We start from the raw sequence: 16,729 nt of genomic DNA, 5'->3' as shown, positions 1-16,729 counted from the left end.
ACGAGCCGTACTCCGGTTGGGTATGGTCCAGGTTATTTCTGACATGATCGTAATACTTTCTGCTATTTATACTAATTCAGTATATTCATTCCTAACTACCGGTAAAATAGCCTTTGCCTGAAGTGACCATCGGATCGGATGACCCGACAGTTCGTCGGTAAATACTCAAAAGCAACGCCGTCCGCGAAAGTTGCGCCGTAGCGTGGAACCCTCATCTTTCGAGGAGGGGCGTTGTCCAAGACTCCGGGGCGGTTGTCCACACGCCAGACTCCGCCAGACCCGCCGGGACCCTACGATCGGATACTGGGTCGTCCGCTGGGCCCCCTGGTGGAGCTCGCCGAGCTACGAAACACCCATCCAATGGTGGACTCCGTCGTCGACGAGATCGACGGACGCCGGATTCGCATCGGCGACCACTGGCTGACGGACTTCGCGTCCTGCAACTACCTCGGGTTCGACCTGGATCCGGAGATCATCGCAGCGGTGCCGGAATACCTGGCCAAATGGGGTACTCATCCGAGCTGGTCACGAATGATCGCCTATCCGCGACCGTTCGCCGAGATTGAAGAAGAGCTTACCGAGCTCCTCGGCACCGAAGACAGCCTCACGATTCCCACGATCACACACATCCACATCTCGGCCATTCCGGCCCTCGCCGGGGAGGGTTCGGTCTTCCTCGACCGACGTGCGCACCGCACGGTCTACGACGGCTGCGCCATGGCACAGGCACGAGGCGCGACCTTGCGGCAGTTCGAGGCCGAGAACCCCAGTCAGCTGGACGAACTGCTGCGGGCGTGTCCCCACCACCCGAGACTGGTGTGTATCGACGGCGTTAACAGCATGACCGGCAATGCATCCCCCTTGGCCGAACTGCTCACGGTCACCCGCGCAAACGACGCGATCCTCTACGTCGACGACGCCCACGGTTTCGGTGTCCTCGGTGAGCGCAGCGCGGACGAACTCAGCCCGTACGGTTCACACGGCAACTCCCTTGTCCGCCATGTCGGGGAGACCTACGACGGACTCATCCTGGTAGGCGGCTTCTCCAAGGCGTACTCGTCGCTGCTGGCGTTCATCGCCTGCCCGACCTCGGTGAAGAACTACCTCAAGGTGACCGCCGCACCGTACACCTTCTCCGGGCCGTCGCCGGTGGCTTCCCTCGCGACCGTGCAGGCCGGCTTCCGGCTCAACGCCGCGCGGGGCGATACCATCCGAGCCGATCTCCATCGCAAGACCGCCCGTGTTCTCGACGGGCTGGTGCAGCTCGGGCTGCGGACCTTGAACCGGTCCGGGACGCCGATCATCGAAGTACCGATCGGTACTCCCGAAGACACAGACGCCATGGGAATCCACCTGTTCAACCGTGGGATCTACGTCACCATGGCGCCCTATCCGGTGGTGCCCCGGGCTGACGTCGGGGTCCGTATCCAGATCACGGCGGCCAACACCGACGAAGAAATCACGCATCTACTGACCGTGCTCGCTGAAATCGCCGCGATGTTCCCCGGCACGCAAGCCGAGCCCAGCGTGCCGGCGTCCCGTTACGAACCCGCCCAGCAGACGACGATCGGGTAGATCGATCCACCTGGGCACGCCCAGCCAAAGGCCGCGCGATCATGCCTCTCCGCGCGCGGCCGGAGGCGCAGCCCCGGCACGCCCAGCCAAAGGCCGCGCGATCATGCCTCTCCGCGCGCGGCCGGAGGCGGGACCGTCCCGGCCCGCCGAGCCCGCCGGGCCGCTCGCGCGCGTTCGACCAGGCGTGCCACGGACATCCGGTCACGGACGAGCCGCACGTCGATGTCCCGCACGTCGCGCAGAACCGCCAGAAACCGCTCACGCGGGATCTCGACGGCGCCCATGGAGCCAGCGTGCGCACTGACGAACTGCGCGTCGACAAGCCGACCACCGGCCTGCACGAACCGCGCGTCGAAGTCGACCAACGCGACCTTGGACGCATCGGTCTGCACATGGAACATGGACTCGGCCATGAAGGCGCCACCGACGAGCACACCGAACATGCCGCCGATGAGGTCGTCGCCCTTCCACACCTCGACGCTGTGCGCCCACCCGAGCCGATGCAGCTCACGGTAGGCATCCGCGAGCTCAGGCGTGATCCAGGTGGGTCGGCCGCCCCGGCTGCACCCGCGGACGACCTCGGCAAACGCCTCGTCTACGGTGGTGGTCCACGCGCACGCACGCATCCGTCGGAACAACGAGTCGGACACGTGCACCGCGCCGACGGGCAACACTCCCCGTGGGTCCGGACACCACCAGGGAAAGTCGAGATCCGGCGGGTCGTCCCCGGACAGGTTGAAGACTCGCCCGTCGGCGACAGCCGTGGCCAGCCGACGGTGCGTGTCCGCGACCTCGAGCGGATCGTCGACAGGAACCGGGAAGGGGAAGACCCCCCGCCGGTACGCCCCGACGAGCGTGGCCGGGGTGAGCTCACCGCCGACCGCGACGGGTAATTCGACTGGCTCAGCCGGCTCGGCATAATCCTTCTCTGGCAGCCCGTCCCACGGCGACGGGCCCGGCAGCCCAGGCCGGCGGGTCAGGTCCACATGCGACCCGAGCGGACGGGTTCAGGCCGCGGCGCCACCCGGCCAGCCGCGCCTGCCCGACCCACCGGCGACGACGACGGTCCTACGGATAACGCGGTGGATCCGGCTGGCGACCGGTGGTTGTGCCGATGCCACAGCAACGGCGTCAGCTCCTCGGCGGGCTGCGGACAGCCCAGGTAGAAGCCCTGCGCCAGATCACAGCCAAAGTCGGTCAGGCGCCCCATCGCAGTCTCGGTCTCGACTCCCTCCACAACGATGCGCAGGCCGAGGGAGTGCGCAAGCCCGACCGTGGACTGCACGATCGCCGCTGCCACCGGATCGGATTCCAGGTGCACGGCAAACGATTTGTCCAGCTTGAGCTCATCCACCGGGAGCTCCCGCAGGTAGGACAGGGACGAGTATCCCGTCCCATAGTCGTCCACGGCGATGTGGATTCCCATCTCCCGCAGGGTTGTGAGCACGGCCGCGGTGCGGATCCGGTCGAGCATCAGCGCCGTTTCGGTGATCTCGAACTCGAGCGCCCGCGCAGGCACCCCGTGCAGCTCGAGGAGCTCCGCGACCTCGGCCGGGAATCCCGTGTCGAGCAGATTGGCCGCGGAGAGGTTGACCGCTACGCCGATGTCCAGACCGACGTCCCACCATCGGCGGCACTGCCCCAACGCGAGCCCGAGGACCTCCAGCGTCAGCGGACGCATCAGCCCGGTGTGCTCGGCCAGGGGCAGGAAGACATCGGGCTGGAGCAGGCCCTTGGTGGGATGTTCCCATCGTACGAGCGCCTCCACCGCGTGGCAGCTACCGGTACGCAGGTCGACCTTCATCTGGTAATGGACCCGCAATTGATCATCACCGAGCCCGCCTCGCAGCGCCTCGATGACGTCAAGCCGGTCTGGGGTGTGCACATCCGCGCCAGGCCGGTAGTACTCGACCCCGGAACGGGCGGACTTGGCCGCGTACATCGCGACATCCGCCCGCTGCAACAGGACGCTCGCGGTGACCGCGTCGTCCGGGTGGAGCGCGGCCCCGATGCTGGCGTCCACGTGCAGGGTGACCGCACCGACGTCGAAGGGGCCCTTGAGCGCAGCGAGTACCCTCTCGGCGACCATCTTGGCCACCGCCGCGTCCGCATCCTCCAGGATGACGGCGAACTCGTCCCCGCCGAGGCGGGCCAGCAGATCTTCCGGGCGCAACGCCGCCGCGATCCGCCGCCCGACGAGTTTCAGTAGATCATCGCCGACAGGATGACCAAGAGAATCGTTGATTTCTTTGAAACGGTCAAGATCGAGCACGAGTAGCGCGAACCGACGGGCGCGGCGGTCGGCGCGGAGATCCAACCCGTCCAGACGCTCGAAGAAGCCACGGCGGTTGGCCAGGCCGGTGAGCTCGTCGGTCCGGGCCTGCAGTTTGGTCTCAGCGAGTTGGCGGACCTCGGCGAAGGTGATCCCCGTCCGCACGAGCGCGACCAGAACGGTGGCAGCGGCGAGCGCGACGGTCGCGGGCGGCAGGCGCTGCGTCGCAGCGCCGAAGACCAGGAGACCGAGCGCAGCTAGCGTGAAGATCGCCGGGATCGCCAGCACGCCCCACCCGGTGAGACCCTCCGTCTTCTCCCGCGGTGGCCGTTGCCAGGCTGCGTACGCAGGCAGCACCAGCGCCAACGCCCACAGCACCTCGACCGGCCCGCCCGCGGAGTAGTGACCGCTGGCAACCTCACCGACAACGATCGTATCGGCCACCGCAAAACCGATCAGCGAGCCACCGAGGAGGTACCAGACCCGTTCCAGCCGCCAGCCCAGCAGACCGAACACGCTCACCACAAGTACGAGCAGCATCAGATCGGCCAGGGGATAAGCGAGGTTCAACCCAACCGCCGACATGCTGGTTGCCCGGACCTTACCGATGGCGCCGGCGGCCAGCCCGCTGGCAAGTGCCGCCACCCCGAGACCGCCCACCAGGGCGTCCAGCCAGACACTGGGATGAAACCGGGACACCCGTTTGCGTAGCAGTAGAATCACGGAAATATACGTCGCGATATAAAACACCAACCAGCCGACGTCGGCTGGCGACGGAGACGGTTGCGGATTGCGATCGGCGACCTGCGTTGTGAAGTACGCCGTCCCAGCACCGTAGAACAGAAGGCCGATCCCGATCGCGACCCACGCGGCCCGTTCGCCGCGCACCAGAATGGCACGCGCCAGGCACATAGTTCCCGCCGCCGCGCTGAACCCGTTGCCAAGCCATCGATCAACCTGGCTGATCACGGTCGAGCTGTCGCGCAGGCCTGCGACGGTCGTGGCGGCGAAGAACACCGCGGCCACCAGGAGCGCCGCTCGTCCTACTCGCACCATCCGCAATCGGCGAGCGGCGTGAACTGAAGTCGTCAAGCGGTCATCCCCCCACGATCAGGCCGGCGGGGCACATTCTGACACTCGGGGCACTATTCGCTCCCGAGGACCCACCAATCCGGCCGGGACTTCGGGGACCGGACCGGGGTTTCGGGGACCTTTGCGATAGCGCTACCTTTGGCCCGGCTGGCAGCGGCTTGTACGTGGATCACTGCGCTACCGCGGTTCGACACCGACCCACGGCGGCGGTATGCCGACGTCCAAGGTGCCGCGCCCGTCCACCAACGCTGTCCGTCAGCCAAGGAATCCTGAAGTAACTGCTCGACCTCTACCCGGCACTGCGCGATCCAGTCCTGAGCCACGCTCTGACCGGCCCGTTCGCACGTCTGCAGGGGCCGGCGGCGAGCGCCTCAGCCGGAACGGTCGACCACGCGATGGGGCATGAGGGCATTCGCGGGGATGACGCCCAAACGTCCGGCCTGGTAATCCTCCACTGCCTGGCGCAGTTCGTCGCGGGTGTTCATCACGAACGGCCCGTACATCTCGACATGCTCGCGGATCGGCCGCCCGCCGAGCAGCAGGACCTCCAGCATCGGGCTCACCCCGGACTGGCGGTCGTCGGCCGCGAGTGTCAGGTGGTCGCCGGGCCCGAACACGGCGAGCTGCCCGGCGCGGACCGGATGACCCTCACCGCCGACCCGTCCCGAACCCGCGAGGATGTAGGTCAGCGCATTGAAGTCGACGGGCCAGGGGACCGTCAGCCGGGCACCCGGGGACACCGACGCGTGCGCCACCGCGATCGGGGTATGGGTCGAGCCGGGACCGCGATGGCCGGCGACGTCACCGGCGATGAGCCTCAGCAGCGCCCCGGCGTCCGGCGATGCGACGAGGCTGACCCGGTCGCCTTCGATGCTCTGGTATCGCGGCGAGCTGAACTTGTCGCGCCCCGGCAGGTTCACCCACAACTGGATGCCATGGAAGAGCCCACCGCTGACGACAAGCTGTTCGGGCGGAGTCTCGATGTGCAGGATGCCCGCGCCGGCTGTCATCCACTGGGTCGCACCATCGGTGATGAGGCCGCCTCCACCGTTGGAATCCTGGTGCTGGAACGTCCCATCGATCATGTATGTGACGGTCTCGAAACCGCGGTGGGGGTGCCACGGCGTGCCCTTCGGCTCGCCAGGGGCGTACTCGACCTCACCCATCTGATCCATATGAACGAAGGGATCAAGATCAACCAGGCTGACGCCGGCGAAGGCGCGGCGCACGGGAAAGCCCTCGCCCTCGCGGCCCGATGGCGCAGTCGTCACCGACCGGACCGGGCGATCCACGGCACCGGGGAGCGGCACGCTCAAGCGCGGCAGGCTGGTCGGGTCGGCGGCGGTCACGGCAGGCATCGCGGTCCTCCTGGCACCTTTCACGGATCGAACGTTGCTGGAGCAACTATACGACAGGATAACTCCGGAGCGCCCCGACCGCTTCCCGATCAACCCGATAGCCCGTCACCGCGACAGCCCGACAGCCCTCGGTCCCGAATGTTCAGAGCGCGGAAGCGATCGTCTGCTCCACCTGCAGCCTGCGCGCCACCAACTCCATCTCGTCGGCTCGCGCCCGGTCGAGGCCGTCGGCGATATCCTCGTCCCTGTTCATCAGTTCCGCCAGATCGAGGTCGGACAGGTCGAGGACACCCATCCGCGCGTAGGCGTCGCGGACCTTCTCCCCCCACAGGCCGATGTCCCGGACGCACGGCACGATCCGGCTGAACAGCAACTTGCGGAAGGCTCGCATGTAGCTGGAGGTTTCGACCGCCGCAAGGCACTCGGCCACGTCGAACCCGAGGTTCTCCCACACTTCGGCACCCCGCAGCCGGTCACGCATCAGCCAGCAGCTTTCGACGACGAATTCCTCGCGTTCCGCGCGCTCCCGACTACTCAACTGCGCATAGTAGTCACGTAGTACCAGACGCCCGAACGCCACGTGCCGAGCCTCGTCCTGCATCACATAGGCGAGAATCTGCTTGGGCAGCGAGGCGGACGTGGCATCGCGCAGCACCCCGAACGCGGCGAGGGCGAGCCCCTCGATGAGCACCTGCATGCCCAGGTACGGGATGTCCCATCGACTGTCGGTAAGGGTCGAGTCGAGCAGCGACCGCAGCTCGGGGTTGATCGGGTAAACGATACCGATCTTCTCGGTCAGGAAACGGGCATAGGTCTCGGCGTGCCGCGCCTCGTCGATCGTCTGGGTCGCAGCGTAGAACTTCGCATCCATGTCCGGTACCGACTCGACAATCCGAGCACTGCAGATCATCGCACCCTGCTCGCCGTGCAGGAACTGACTGAACTGCCACGAGACCAGATGCCGACTCAGCTCGCCCCGCTCCCGCTCGCCGAGTTTCTCCCAGACAGGGAGACCGTGGATGGGAATCGTCTCGTCCGCAAGCTCGAGTGGACGATGGGGGTCGACCTCCACCGACCAGTCGATCCTGGTCGCTGCGTCCCACTGTCTGTCCTTGCCCTTTTGGTAGAGCTCCAACAGCCGCGCGCGGCCTTCGTCGTACTCCCAGGAAAAACGCGCGGCACCTGCCATCGGCACATCCCACGTGGAGCCACCGGCCGGCATCACGTAGTGGTCGTGCGTGCTCATGACCTGACCTCCGTGTTAGAGCTCCGGGGACTACGGCCTCCGGGCGCGCGATCTGACGATCGTCGCGCGCCCTTTGGCCCTCTAGGCCATCCGGCATGTGCAGACTGTCAGAGCCGCGGTAGGTGTCAAGCAATCACCCACTGTGCACAGTTCGTCATGATGACTAAGAGCGACGGGCAACATCGACGGGCAACATCGACGGGTGATAACGGGACGGTCCCTCGGATGGGGGGACCCGCCGGTGCTCGACACGCCGCTTGTAAGGTTAAGGGTTTGTGACAACCGGCCCCGCCGGTCGCCTGGACCGCTACCGTCTGGGCTGTGGACCGCAGCTGCAGTCGACCGAATTTCCTGCGGCAAGAGCGCCTGCGAGCAGCAGGCCGGCTCCGAAGCCGTCGGCGCCCCCGTGACACTCATGGTCGTCGCCGGCTGACGGCCCGACCACCGGGGCGCCCGGTCCGCCGCCGCTGACCACGGAACCGCCCGGGTCCCCCGGGCCGTCAACGAGATCCGATCCGTGAGCTGGCTGCCATCGCCAGTGCCACTCATGTGGTCACCGTGCCCGCACTCGCGCGGGCACGGTGTCAGCGCGCCCGTCTACCCGGCCGGCTTCCCATCGCCTGGACACCGTATGGCGATATGGTCAGCTTGTTACTAATCGGGCACACGGATGGAAAGGGCGCACCGGCCGGTGGCACTGGTGAGGCGGGGTGGGCTCGGCATCCTGATGTTCGCAGCCGCGCTCGCGCTGATGCCGGTCCTGGTGCTGTGGCATCACCATCATCCAGACCAGCCCGCTCGCGACGCGACGCTCACCGTCGCCGGCTCCGGGCAGACCGGCGGCGCGATGGCCGCCACCCGGACGAACTCCGACGCCAGTACCCCACCAGTCATCCCGGCATCGCCCGTCAGGCCCGCGGCCGTGCCCAGTCGTAGCGGTGCAGTCGGAACCGGTGCCGTCGGAACCGGTGCCGGCTCGGCGGCGAGTCCGGCCCTGATCGGCTTCACCGGCATCGTCTCGGGAAACGTCGTGAGCGGATTCATGCAGGGTGTCGTGGTAAGCGGAGTCGTTGAGATCGAACTCGTGGTTTCCGGGTCACCCGGCACGATCCTGTTCAGCCTGACCGGATCCGTCCCGACGTCCTACACGGCCACTGGGCCACCGTTCCTGTTCGCTCCGCAGGAGACGGGGTGGAACACGACGCGATTCCCGAGCGGGCAGTACACCCTCACAGCGACAGCGAGCCAGCGGTCCGTGCCGCCTCTCGCCGTGACGTTCCAGGTCGCCAACCCGCTGCCCCCGCGGTCCGCCGCCGGCTGAACGGAGGGGTCTCCGCGTGACGTCCCGATCGAGAGACCCTATGGTCAACCAGATATGGATCGCCTCGTCTGGATCGACTGTGAGATGACCGGGCTCAACGCCGCCTCCGACCTTCTACTGGAAGTCGCATGTCTAATTACCGATAGCGAACTTAATATCCTTGGTGAGGGCGTGGACGTGGTTGTGTCCGCACCCGAGACCGCGCTGGCCGGGATGGAAGCCGTGGTCAAGGAGATGCATACCGCCTCGGGTCTGACCGATGCGGTACGGGCGTCGACCCTGGCCCTGGGCGACGCCGAGCAGCAGGTACTGGACTACGTCCGGCGTCAGGTTCCGGATCCGGGCAAGGCTCCCCTGTGCGGCAACTCGATCGCCACGGATCGCGGCTTCCTCGCCCGGTACATGCCGACCCTCGACAGCTACCTGCACTACCGGATGGTCGACGTGTCAACGGTGAAGGAACTCGCGCGACGCTGGTACCCCAGGGCCTACTACGCGGCGCCACCCAAGCGCGGCGGTCACCGCGCGCTCGCCGACATCCGCGAGAGTATCGACGAGCTGCGGTACTACCGGAAAGCCATCTTCGTGCCGCAACCGGGACCCAGTAGCGAGTCCGCCCGGGCGGTGGCGCGGGAGATCCGGGTTGACACCGACCCGCGCGACGCTCCCCGCACCGCGGCGGATGTCACCGCGGCGGACGGCGGGGACGCGCCGCCGCCGTCCGCCGGCTGATCTCGTTCAGGACACCGCAATCCTCGTGGCCAGAACGAGGGATCGACCGGTACTATGAGCCAGGTCCTGGGAAGTTGTGCAGGTCGACCGCGGGTCCGCGGTCGACCGTGCGTACTGAAGGGGCATGCTTTTGGTACGTGGTGGGTGTAGCTCAGCTGGTAGAGCACCGGGTTGTGGTCCCGGGTGTCGCGGGTTCAAGTCCCGTCACTCACCCCATGTGATGATCTGTTGTGATGCGCGCTATCAGGACTCTGCTGTGGCGGTGACCACAGCGGTGAGCCTACGCAGAGCGGTACGCAGAGCAACGAACTCGTCCTCGGACAGACTCATGGCGCCGCCGATGACGGATGGCACCGCTCGAGCCCTCTCCCTGAGCGCGGCGCCCGTCTCGGTCAAGGTGACCTGGACGGAACGCTCGTCGTCAACGCGCCGCTCGCGCCGCAGGAGACCGGTCGACTCCAGCCGTTTGAGTAGCGGTGAGAGCGTGCCGTAGTCCAGCTGCAGAGCGGCGCACAGATCCTTGACCAGGCTCGCCTCGTGGTCCCAGAGCACCAGCATGACCAGATACTGCGGATAGGTCAGGCCGAGCCGGTCGAGCACAGGCCGGTAGACAGCCGTCACGGCACGCGATGCCGCGTACAGCGCGAAGCACAGCTGATCGTCCAGGCGCAGCGAGAACTCCCGCGGCCTGTCACCGGTGTGGGCGACCGTGTCGGCATCCCGGCTGGTCATCGCGTCCCGGCTGGTCATCGCGTCCCGGCTGGTCATGGCGTCCCGGCTGGTCATGGCCCATAGTCCCATCCCACCACCACTTGGGCGCCCGCACGTCGGTCGATCATGCAGCCTCCTGGCACGCATGAACGCGTCAGGAGGCTGCCAGCCGCGATCCGCGGTGGGCGGAGCGAACGACCGTCAGAACAGACCAGCGGTGAGGGTGATGGGCGTTGCCGCCAGCGCCTGGCTCACCGGGCAGTTCGCCTTGGCATCCGTTGCAGCCTTGACGAACTCGGCGTCGTCGACTCCAGGCACGTCACCACGGACGGTGATGTGGATGCCGGTGATACCAGTGCCCGGCTGGAAGGTCACGTCCGCCTGGGTCTCAAGGCGGCGCGGCGGATTCCCCGCCCCGGTAAGGGCGTGCGAGAGCGCCATGGAGAAACAAGCCGAGTGGGCTGCCGCGATCAGCTCCTCTGGGCTGGTGACGCCGTTGGGCGCCTCAGCGCGCGCGGGCCACGAAACCGGGAAGTCGCCGATCCCGGACGAGGCGAAGGTGACGGTACCACCGCCGTCAGTCAGATTACCTTCCCATGCCGTACGGGCGGTGCGGGTGGTTGCCACGGTCGGTACCTCCGTCATAGCGATCTGATGGTTGCAGCAGCCGAACAGCCGCAACTAAAGCGTACACGATTACATCGTGCACAACCTTTCTTGCCGAACAAACCACCGTCGGTCACCCGACTGCGCGGTGGCTGTCCCCGGCCGCCACGTCACCCCTGCTGCCCCTGTTGCCGGGCGCTCGTGGACGAACTACCCGCGTGGGACGAACGAACGGTCGGGGTCACCGTGGGCCGGCTGGTTCTCGTCCCGAATCTCGCCGACAAGTTCTTCGAGGACGTCCTCCAGCGCGACAACCCCGAGAATCGTTCCGTCCCGGTCGGTGACCCGGGCCAGGTGTGCCCCGCTGCGCTGCATCGTCGAGAGCACCGTCCGGAGCCTGTCGTCCACACCGACCCGGGCCAGCGGGCGTACCCACTTCGCCGGGATCGGCGCCGACCGCTTCTCCGGATTGGTCTCCAGGACGTCCTTGAGATGCAGGTATCCGGTGAGCGCACCGGAGGAGTCACGGACCGGGAAGCGGGAGAAACCGGTCCGCGCGGCGAGCGCCTCCACCTCACGTGGGGTCGCACCGGCCGGAACCGTCTCCAGTCCGTCGAGGGGAAGCAGGACGCTGCGCGCGTTGCGCTCGTCGAGGTAAAGCGCCCCCGACAGCAGGCCGTGTTGGTCGGCGTCGAGCAGGCCCTCGCGCCGGGACTCCTCGACGAAGCCGGCGACCTCGTCGCGGGTGAAGGCGCTGGCAACCTCGTCCTGCGGAGCCACCCGCAGGAGCCGCAGGCTGAGGTTGGCGGTCATGTTCAGGCCGACGATCGCCGGCCGCAGACACCGGACGATCCCGGCAAGAGGTGGGACGAGCAGCAGAGCGCTTCGGTCAGGCCCGGCCAAGGCGATGTTCTTGGGAACCATCTCGCCGATGACGACATGCAGGAACACCACTATGATCATGGATACGGAGAACGCGATCAGATGCCGGGGAGCGTCGGACAGCCCGATCGATGCGAACGGACCGTCCAACAGGTGGGCGACCGCGGGTTCCCCGAGTGATCCCAGTCCCAGGGTGCAGATCGTGATACCCAGTTGAGCGCCGGCCAGCATCAGCGAAACGTCCTCCATCGCCCGCAGGGTGGTCTGTGCGCGGGCGGATCCGCGCTGTGCCACCGGTTCGACGGCGCTTCGGCGAGCCGAGATCAACGCGAACTCCGCGCCCACGAAGAACGCGTTGACGAGCAACAGAACCACGGCGAGGCAGACGGCGACCGGGTTGCTCACCGCACCGCGTCCATCATGTCCGGGCTGGGCCGACCCTCGTGCGCAGGGGACCGACTCTCGTGCGCAGGTGGCCGACCCAGGTGCGCGGGCGCAAGAGCCAGGTGGACACGGTCCACCCGGCGGCCATCCATCAGATGGACGGCCAGAGTGACGCCGTCGACATCGACGATGTCGCCGGCGACGGGCAACCGGCCGAGCCTGTCTGCGATCAGACCTCCGAGGGTCTGATAGGCGTCGTCCAGCGGCAGCCGCACGCCGACTGTCTGCACAACCTCGTCAACGCGGAGCAGACCGGACAGCAGCCATGTGCCGTCCTTACGCCGCTGCGCGTGCGCGCCCACCCGGTCGTGCTCGTCCACCACATCGCCGACAAGCTCCTCGATCAGATCCTCGATGGTGACCAGACCGTCCGTTCCGCCGAACTCGTCGATGACAACCGCCAGCTGCAGGCCGCCGCGGCGCAGGGTCTCCAGCAGCGGGTCGAGTTCCATCGTGGACGGCACGACCAAATGATCAATCATGACGTCGCCGACGGTCACCGTTTCCCGGTCCTCCTCCCCGACCGCGACGGCGTGCTTGACGTGGATGAGACCGACGACGTCGTCGAGGCCCTGGCCGACCACGGGGAAGCGGGAGTGCCCGGTCCGGCGGGCCATGGCGATGACCTCGCCGACCGGATCGTCGACCTGGACGGTACGCATCCGGACCCGGGGAGTCAGGACGTCCGCCGCCTGCTTGTCCCCGAACGCCAGCGACCGCTGGAACAGCGTCGCAGTCTCCGGCGCGAGTGTGCCCTTTTCCGCGGACCTACCCACCAGGGAGAACAACTCCTGCGCGGATCGGGCGGAGGCGAGCTCCTCCTGGGGCTCGATGCCCATCCGACGCAGCAGGCCGTTGGCGGTTCCGTTGAGGAGGCGGATCGGGTAGCCGGTCACACGGCTGAAGCCTCGCTGGAACCCCTGCACCGCGCGAGCGGTGGGCAGCGGACGGGCAACCGCCAGATTCTTCGGGACCAGCTCGCCATAGATCATCGTTGTGACCGTGGCGAGCGCCAAGGCGATCGTCCCGCCGACGCCGCGGACCGCTCCCCCGGGTACGCCGAGGAATTCCAGCGGCCCCTCGAGGATGCCCGCGATCGCCGGCTCGGCGAGGAAACCGATCGCCAAGTTGGTGATGGTGATCCCCAACTGCGCTCCGGACAGCTGGGTCGAGAGATTCGTGAGGGCCGACAGGACACCCGCCGACCGCCTGTCACCCGCTTCGGCGGCGCGCGTCACGCGTGAACGGTCAACCGTCACCATGGCGAACTCCGCGGCGACGAAGACTCCGCAGATCATCACCAGGACGACGCTGAACAGGACAAGGAGCCACTCTGTCATCGCAGCCTGCCCAGGTCGGCTCGATCCGGGGCAGGCGTCGGACTATGACCGGGTAGGTCGGGACTGGGCATGACCCTCTCGAAGATCGACACGATGGGGCCCGGCATGACGGGGCCCGACACGACCGGACCCGACACGACGGATGCGATACGACGCGGGTAGCCACGAACCCCCTGCGATCGGACGCCGCTGACAATCGACACCCTGACAAGGTCCGCTGACCCACGCAACACGGCCTGACACATGTCCCCCAAGAATGCCCGCGCCACAGGCCGGTGCGGGGAGCCGGCGCGGCAAACCCTGGAAGGCCGGCGGACGGCGTACGCCGGCCTCCTAGTCGATCTCGAAAAGGCCCTGGCGGACGGCGTACATGACCGCCTCCATACGCGAATGAAGCTGCAACTTGTCCAAAATGTTACGGACATGATTCTTCACTGTGTTCTCACTGATGAACAGTTTGCGGGCGATTTCCCGGTTCGCGCGACCCTCCGCGACCAGCTTGAGAACCTCCAGTTCGCGGGCGGTGAGATGCGGAGCGGGTACCCGGCTCGGCCGGTCGTCCGATCCGCGCGCCAGGGTGGCGAACTCGACCATCAGCTTCGACGCCATCGAAGGGCTGATCAGGCTCAGACCGTTATGCACGGCACGCACCGCACCCGCAACCTCGTGTGGGGGTATCGATTTGAGAAGATAACCGACCGCACCGGCCTTAATCGCTTCGAACAGGTCGGACTCGTCATCACTGACTGTCAACATCACAATCTTCGCAGTCGGCACTTCCCGCTTGATGGCGCCCGCCGCATCAATGCCGTCACGGTGCGGCATCCGGACATCCATCAGGACGATGTCCGGAGTGGTTCCCGTGGCGATCACGACAGCCTGCCTACCGTCGGCGGCACGACCGACGACCGTGATGTCGTCCTCAAGATCAAGGACGGTCTCCAACCCCTGCAGGAACAGCTCATGATCATCAACAACGAGCACTCGGATGGGTTCGGGCTGAGGCGCCACAGGCGGCAGAACGCTGACCATCAGAGATCGGAGCTACCAGGCACGGGAGGTCCGAGGACGGACTGCCGCCGGACAGACGAGGTGCGATCGACGCATGTGCCCACTCTATGTGACGGCAGTCTTGCGTAGAGCCGAGTCTTCCCGCCAGTGCTGATCGAGTCGCGCACGGACACCGCTTCCGACATATCGGAATGGTACGCGCCGCCGCCCCATCGCACCGCCAGCGGCATATTGTGATCATACCCGCGAACGTGGTGATTCATCAACCCCGAACCGGACGTTTCGCGCCCGCCGCAGCGGGCCGGCCACCGGGGCCGGATCCCGAGACTCCCGCTCCTGTGATCACTATGCAACTACGTTAAGTAACATCACGCCTGTTCGGGTACGCGCCATCAGGATCATCCAAACGACCATCGTCGACGGTGTGGTTCGGACATCGCCCACGTCTCCCGACCCCCGCCTGAATCACCCGATGCGTTCGCCACTATCCGGGAAACACGCCCTAGTGGCGCCTGGAGCCGATCAAAGGCAACCTGACCCCATGGTCGCACCCTCTCCCAGCACGCCCCGCCTGCATCTCAAGCCCGGCACCACATGGTCGGACGCCTACGCCCGGTGCACACAGGTCGCCCCCGAGGCGTTCGCCGACGACCGGCTCCGCAATCTGTGGGGCGGTCAGTGGCGCCGGACCGGCGAGCCTCTGCGCAGCGTCACACCGGTCGACGGATCGCCGATCACCGGACCACCCATGATCGAGCCCGATGAGGCCCGGGAGGCCATCCGCGCAACGCTGGACGACCACAAACGATGGCGGGACGTACCGCTGGCCGACCGCAAGATGCGGGTGAGCGCCGCGCTGGACGCCATGGACAGCCACCGTGATCTACTCGCCCTGCTACTGGTGTGGGAGATCGGCAAGCCGTGGCGGCTGGCGCGCACGGACGTCGACCGGGCCATCGACGGCGTCCGCTGGTACGTCGAGGAGATCGACGCGATGCTGGCCGGCCGCACCCCCCTACCAGGGCCGGTCAGCAACATCGCCAGCTGGAACTACCCGATGAGCGTGCTCATGCACGCGATGCTGGTCCAGGTTCTGGCTGGCAACGCGGCAATCGCGAAGACCCCGACCGACGGCGGTGCCGCCTGCCTCACCCTCGCCTGCGCCCTGGCGCGGCGCGAGGGCCTGCCGGTGGCCCTGGTCTCGGGGTCCGGCTCCCGGCTGTCGGGTGCACTGGTGCGGGCGCCGGAGATCGGTGCTCTGGCCTTCGTCGGTGGACGCTCCACCGGCGGCCAGGTCGCGGCCGCTCTGGTCGACACGGGCAAGCGGCACTTCCTCGAGCAGGAGGGCCTCAACGCCTGGGGCATCTGGGAGTTCTCCCAGTGGGAGCTGCTGGCCGCGCATCTGGGCAAGGGCTTCGAATACGGCAAGCAACGGTGCACCGCCTATCCCCGCTATGTCGTCCAGCGCCAGCTCTTCGATCAGTTCCTCGCCGCCTACCTGCCGGTGGTGTCCTCGGTGCGGTTCGGCCATCCGCTGGCCGTCGTACATGACGACGACCCCCTGCCCGAGCTCGCCTACGGGCCCGTCATCACCGCGGAGAAGTCCGCCGAACTCGCCGGCAAGGTCGACGAGGCGATCTCCAAGGGAGGGGTACCGCTGTACCGGGGAGCGATGGCCGACGGCGCATTCATCCCAGGACAGGACACCGCCGCCTATGTACCCCCGGTGGCGATCCTCGCTCCCCCGCCGTCCTGCGCGCTGCACCATGCCGAGCCGTTCGGCCCGGTGGACACGATCGTGGTGGTCGACTCCGAAGCCGAGCTGCTGGCCGCGATGAACGCATCCAACGGCGCGCTCGTGGCATCGCTGGCCTGTGACGACGAGGTGCTCGCCCGCCGGCTGAGCAGTGAGATCCACGCGTTCAAGGTGGGCATCAACAAGCCACGTTCGCGCGGCGACCGGGCCGAACCGTTCGGCGGTCGCGGCGCGTCATGGAAGGGCGCCTTTGTCGGCGGCGACCACCTCGTCCACGCCGTCACCGTCGGGGGGGACCCGGCCGAGCGGCTGTACGGTAACTTCCCGAGCTACTCGCTGTACCCCGACGCCTGACGCCTGACGCCTGACGCCGCAGGCACCCC

Annotated in this window: 13 protein-coding genes and 1 tRNA gene; 5 read left to right on the top strand and 9 right to left on the bottom strand. The window is 67.1% G+C overall.

What is annotated here, in order from left to right:
* Positions 1-231: 231 nt before the first annotated feature.
* Positions 232-1,575 (top strand): pyridoxal phosphate-dependent aminotransferase family protein, encoded by a 1,344-nt coding sequence (locus tag U9978_RS04565; RefSeq protein WP_322759770.1) that lies wholly within the window; start codon positions 232-234, stop codon positions 1,573-1,575.
* 101 nt (positions 1,576-1,676) lie between these two features.
* Here the strand turns inward: U9978_RS04565 and aat are convergent, their stop codons facing one another.
* The 4 genes from aat to U9978_RS04545 form a co-directional block, all read right to left on the bottom strand.
* Positions 1,677-2,561 carry a leucyl/phenylalanyl-tRNA--protein transferase gene (gene aat, locus U9978_RS04560; RefSeq protein WP_322759769.1) on the bottom strand — a complete coding sequence of 295 codons (885 nt, stop codon included), beginning with the start codon at positions 2,559-2,561 and terminating at the stop codon, positions 1,677-1,679.
* Positions 2,552-4,939, bottom strand: a complete 2,388-nt coding sequence (locus tag U9978_RS04555) for a bifunctional diguanylate cyclase/phosphodiesterase (RefSeq protein WP_322759768.1) — start codon at positions 4,937-4,939, stop codon at positions 2,552-2,554. Before U9978_RS04555 ends, aat begins: the two co-directional genes overlap by 10 nt.
* Before the next feature lie 371 nt (positions 4,940-5,310).
* Positions 5,311-6,297 (bottom strand): pirin family protein, encoded by a 987-nt coding sequence (locus tag U9978_RS04550; protein ID WP_322759767.1) that lies wholly within the window; start codon positions 6,295-6,297, stop codon positions 5,311-5,313.
* Positions 6,298-6,439: 142 nt separating this feature from the next.
* Entirely contained in the window at positions 6,440-7,543 is a 1,104-nt protein-coding gene (locus U9978_RS04545; protein WP_322759766.1) for a ferritin-like domain-containing protein, read from the bottom strand.
* Between the two features lie 700 nt (positions 7,544-8,243).
* On the opposite strand from U9978_RS04545, the gene U9978_RS04540 reads away from it, so the two are divergent.
* From U9978_RS04540 to U9978_RS04530, 3 genes are all read left to right on the top strand, one after another.
* Positions 8,244-8,864, top strand: a complete 621-nt coding sequence (locus U9978_RS04540; protein ID WP_322759765.1) for a hypothetical protein — start codon at positions 8,244-8,246, stop codon at positions 8,862-8,864.
* A 54-nt stretch (positions 8,865-8,918) separates the two neighbouring features.
* On the top strand, positions 8,919-9,596 hold the full coding sequence (gene orn, locus U9978_RS04535) for an oligoribonuclease (RefSeq protein WP_322759764.1): 678 nt from the start codon (positions 8,919-8,921) through the stop codon (positions 9,594-9,596).
* A gap of 140 nt (positions 9,597-9,736) precedes the next feature.
* Positions 9,737-9,812: transfer RNA gene (locus U9978_RS04530), tRNA-His, on the top strand.
* A gap of 27 nt (positions 9,813-9,839) precedes the next feature.
* Here the strand turns inward: U9978_RS04530 and U9978_RS04525 are convergent.
* The 5 genes from U9978_RS04525 to U9978_RS04505 form a co-directional block, all read right to left on the bottom strand.
* Positions 9,840-10,328, bottom strand: coding sequence for a MarR family winged helix-turn-helix transcriptional regulator (locus U9978_RS04525; protein ID WP_416210852.1), 489 nt, complete (start codon positions 10,326-10,328; stop codon positions 9,840-9,842).
* Positions 10,329-10,508: 180 nt separating this feature from the next.
* The gene (locus U9978_RS04520; protein WP_416210851.1) at positions 10,509-10,934 is read right to left on the bottom strand and encodes an OsmC family protein; all 426 of its coding nucleotides are present in this window, start codon (positions 10,932-10,934) and stop codon (positions 10,509-10,511) included.
* 189 nt (positions 10,935-11,123) lie between these two features.
* Entirely contained in the window at positions 11,124-12,200 is a 1,077-nt protein-coding gene (locus U9978_RS04515; RefSeq protein WP_322759761.1) for a hemolysin family protein, read from the bottom strand.
* On the bottom strand, positions 12,197-13,579 hold the full coding sequence (locus U9978_RS04510; RefSeq protein ID WP_322759760.1) for a hemolysin family protein: 1,383 nt from the start codon (positions 13,577-13,579) through the stop codon (positions 12,197-12,199). The genes U9978_RS04515 and U9978_RS04510 overlap by 4 nt, the downstream gene beginning before the upstream one ends.
* A 333-nt stretch (positions 13,580-13,912) precedes the next feature.
* Entirely contained in the window at positions 13,913-14,614 is a 702-nt protein-coding gene (locus tag U9978_RS04505; RefSeq protein ID WP_416210850.1) for a response regulator, read from the bottom strand.
* 517 nt (positions 14,615-15,131) lie between these two features.
* On the opposite strand from U9978_RS04505, the gene U9978_RS04500 reads away from it, so the two are divergent.
* The gene (locus tag U9978_RS04500; RefSeq protein ID WP_322759758.1) at positions 15,132-16,700 is read left to right on the top strand and encodes an aldehyde dehydrogenase family protein; all 1,569 of its coding nucleotides are present in this window, start codon (positions 15,132-15,134) and stop codon (positions 16,698-16,700) included.
* Positions 16,701-16,729: the final 29 nt, after the last annotated feature.

It is taken from the genome of Protofrankia sp. Cr2, from assembly GCF_963555885.1.
GTDB lineage: Bacteria > Actinomycetota > Actinomycetes > Frankiales > Frankiaceae > Protofrankia.
The sequence above is the reverse complement of the archived record's forward strand: the minus strand, read 5'-3'. Positions and strand labels throughout refer to the sequence as shown.

Bases quoted from the DNA above. Each gene is read 5' to 3' on its own strand.
- U9978_RS04550 (WP_322759767.1), bottom strand. From the start codon at position 6,297: ATGCCTGCCGTGACCGCCGCCGACCCGACCAGCCTGCCGCGCTTGAGC.
- U9978_RS04545 (WP_322759766.1), bottom strand. From the start codon at position 7,543: ATGAGCACGCACGACCACTACGTGATGCCGGCCGGTGGCTCCACGTGG.
- orn (WP_322759764.1), top strand. From the start codon at position 8,919: ATGGATCGCCTCGTCTGGATCGACTGTGAGATGACCGGGCTCAACGCC.
- U9978_RS04525 (WP_416210852.1), bottom strand. From the start codon at position 10,328: ATGACCAGCCGGGATGCCGACACGGTCGCCCACACCGGTGACAGGCCG.
- U9978_RS04510 (WP_322759760.1), bottom strand. From the start codon at position 13,579: ATGACAGAGTGGCTCCTTGTCCTGTTCAGCGTCGTCCTGGTGATGATC.
- U9978_RS04500 (WP_322759758.1), top strand. From the start codon at position 15,132: ATGGTCGCACCCTCTCCCAGCACGCCCCGCCTGCATCTCAAGCCCGGC.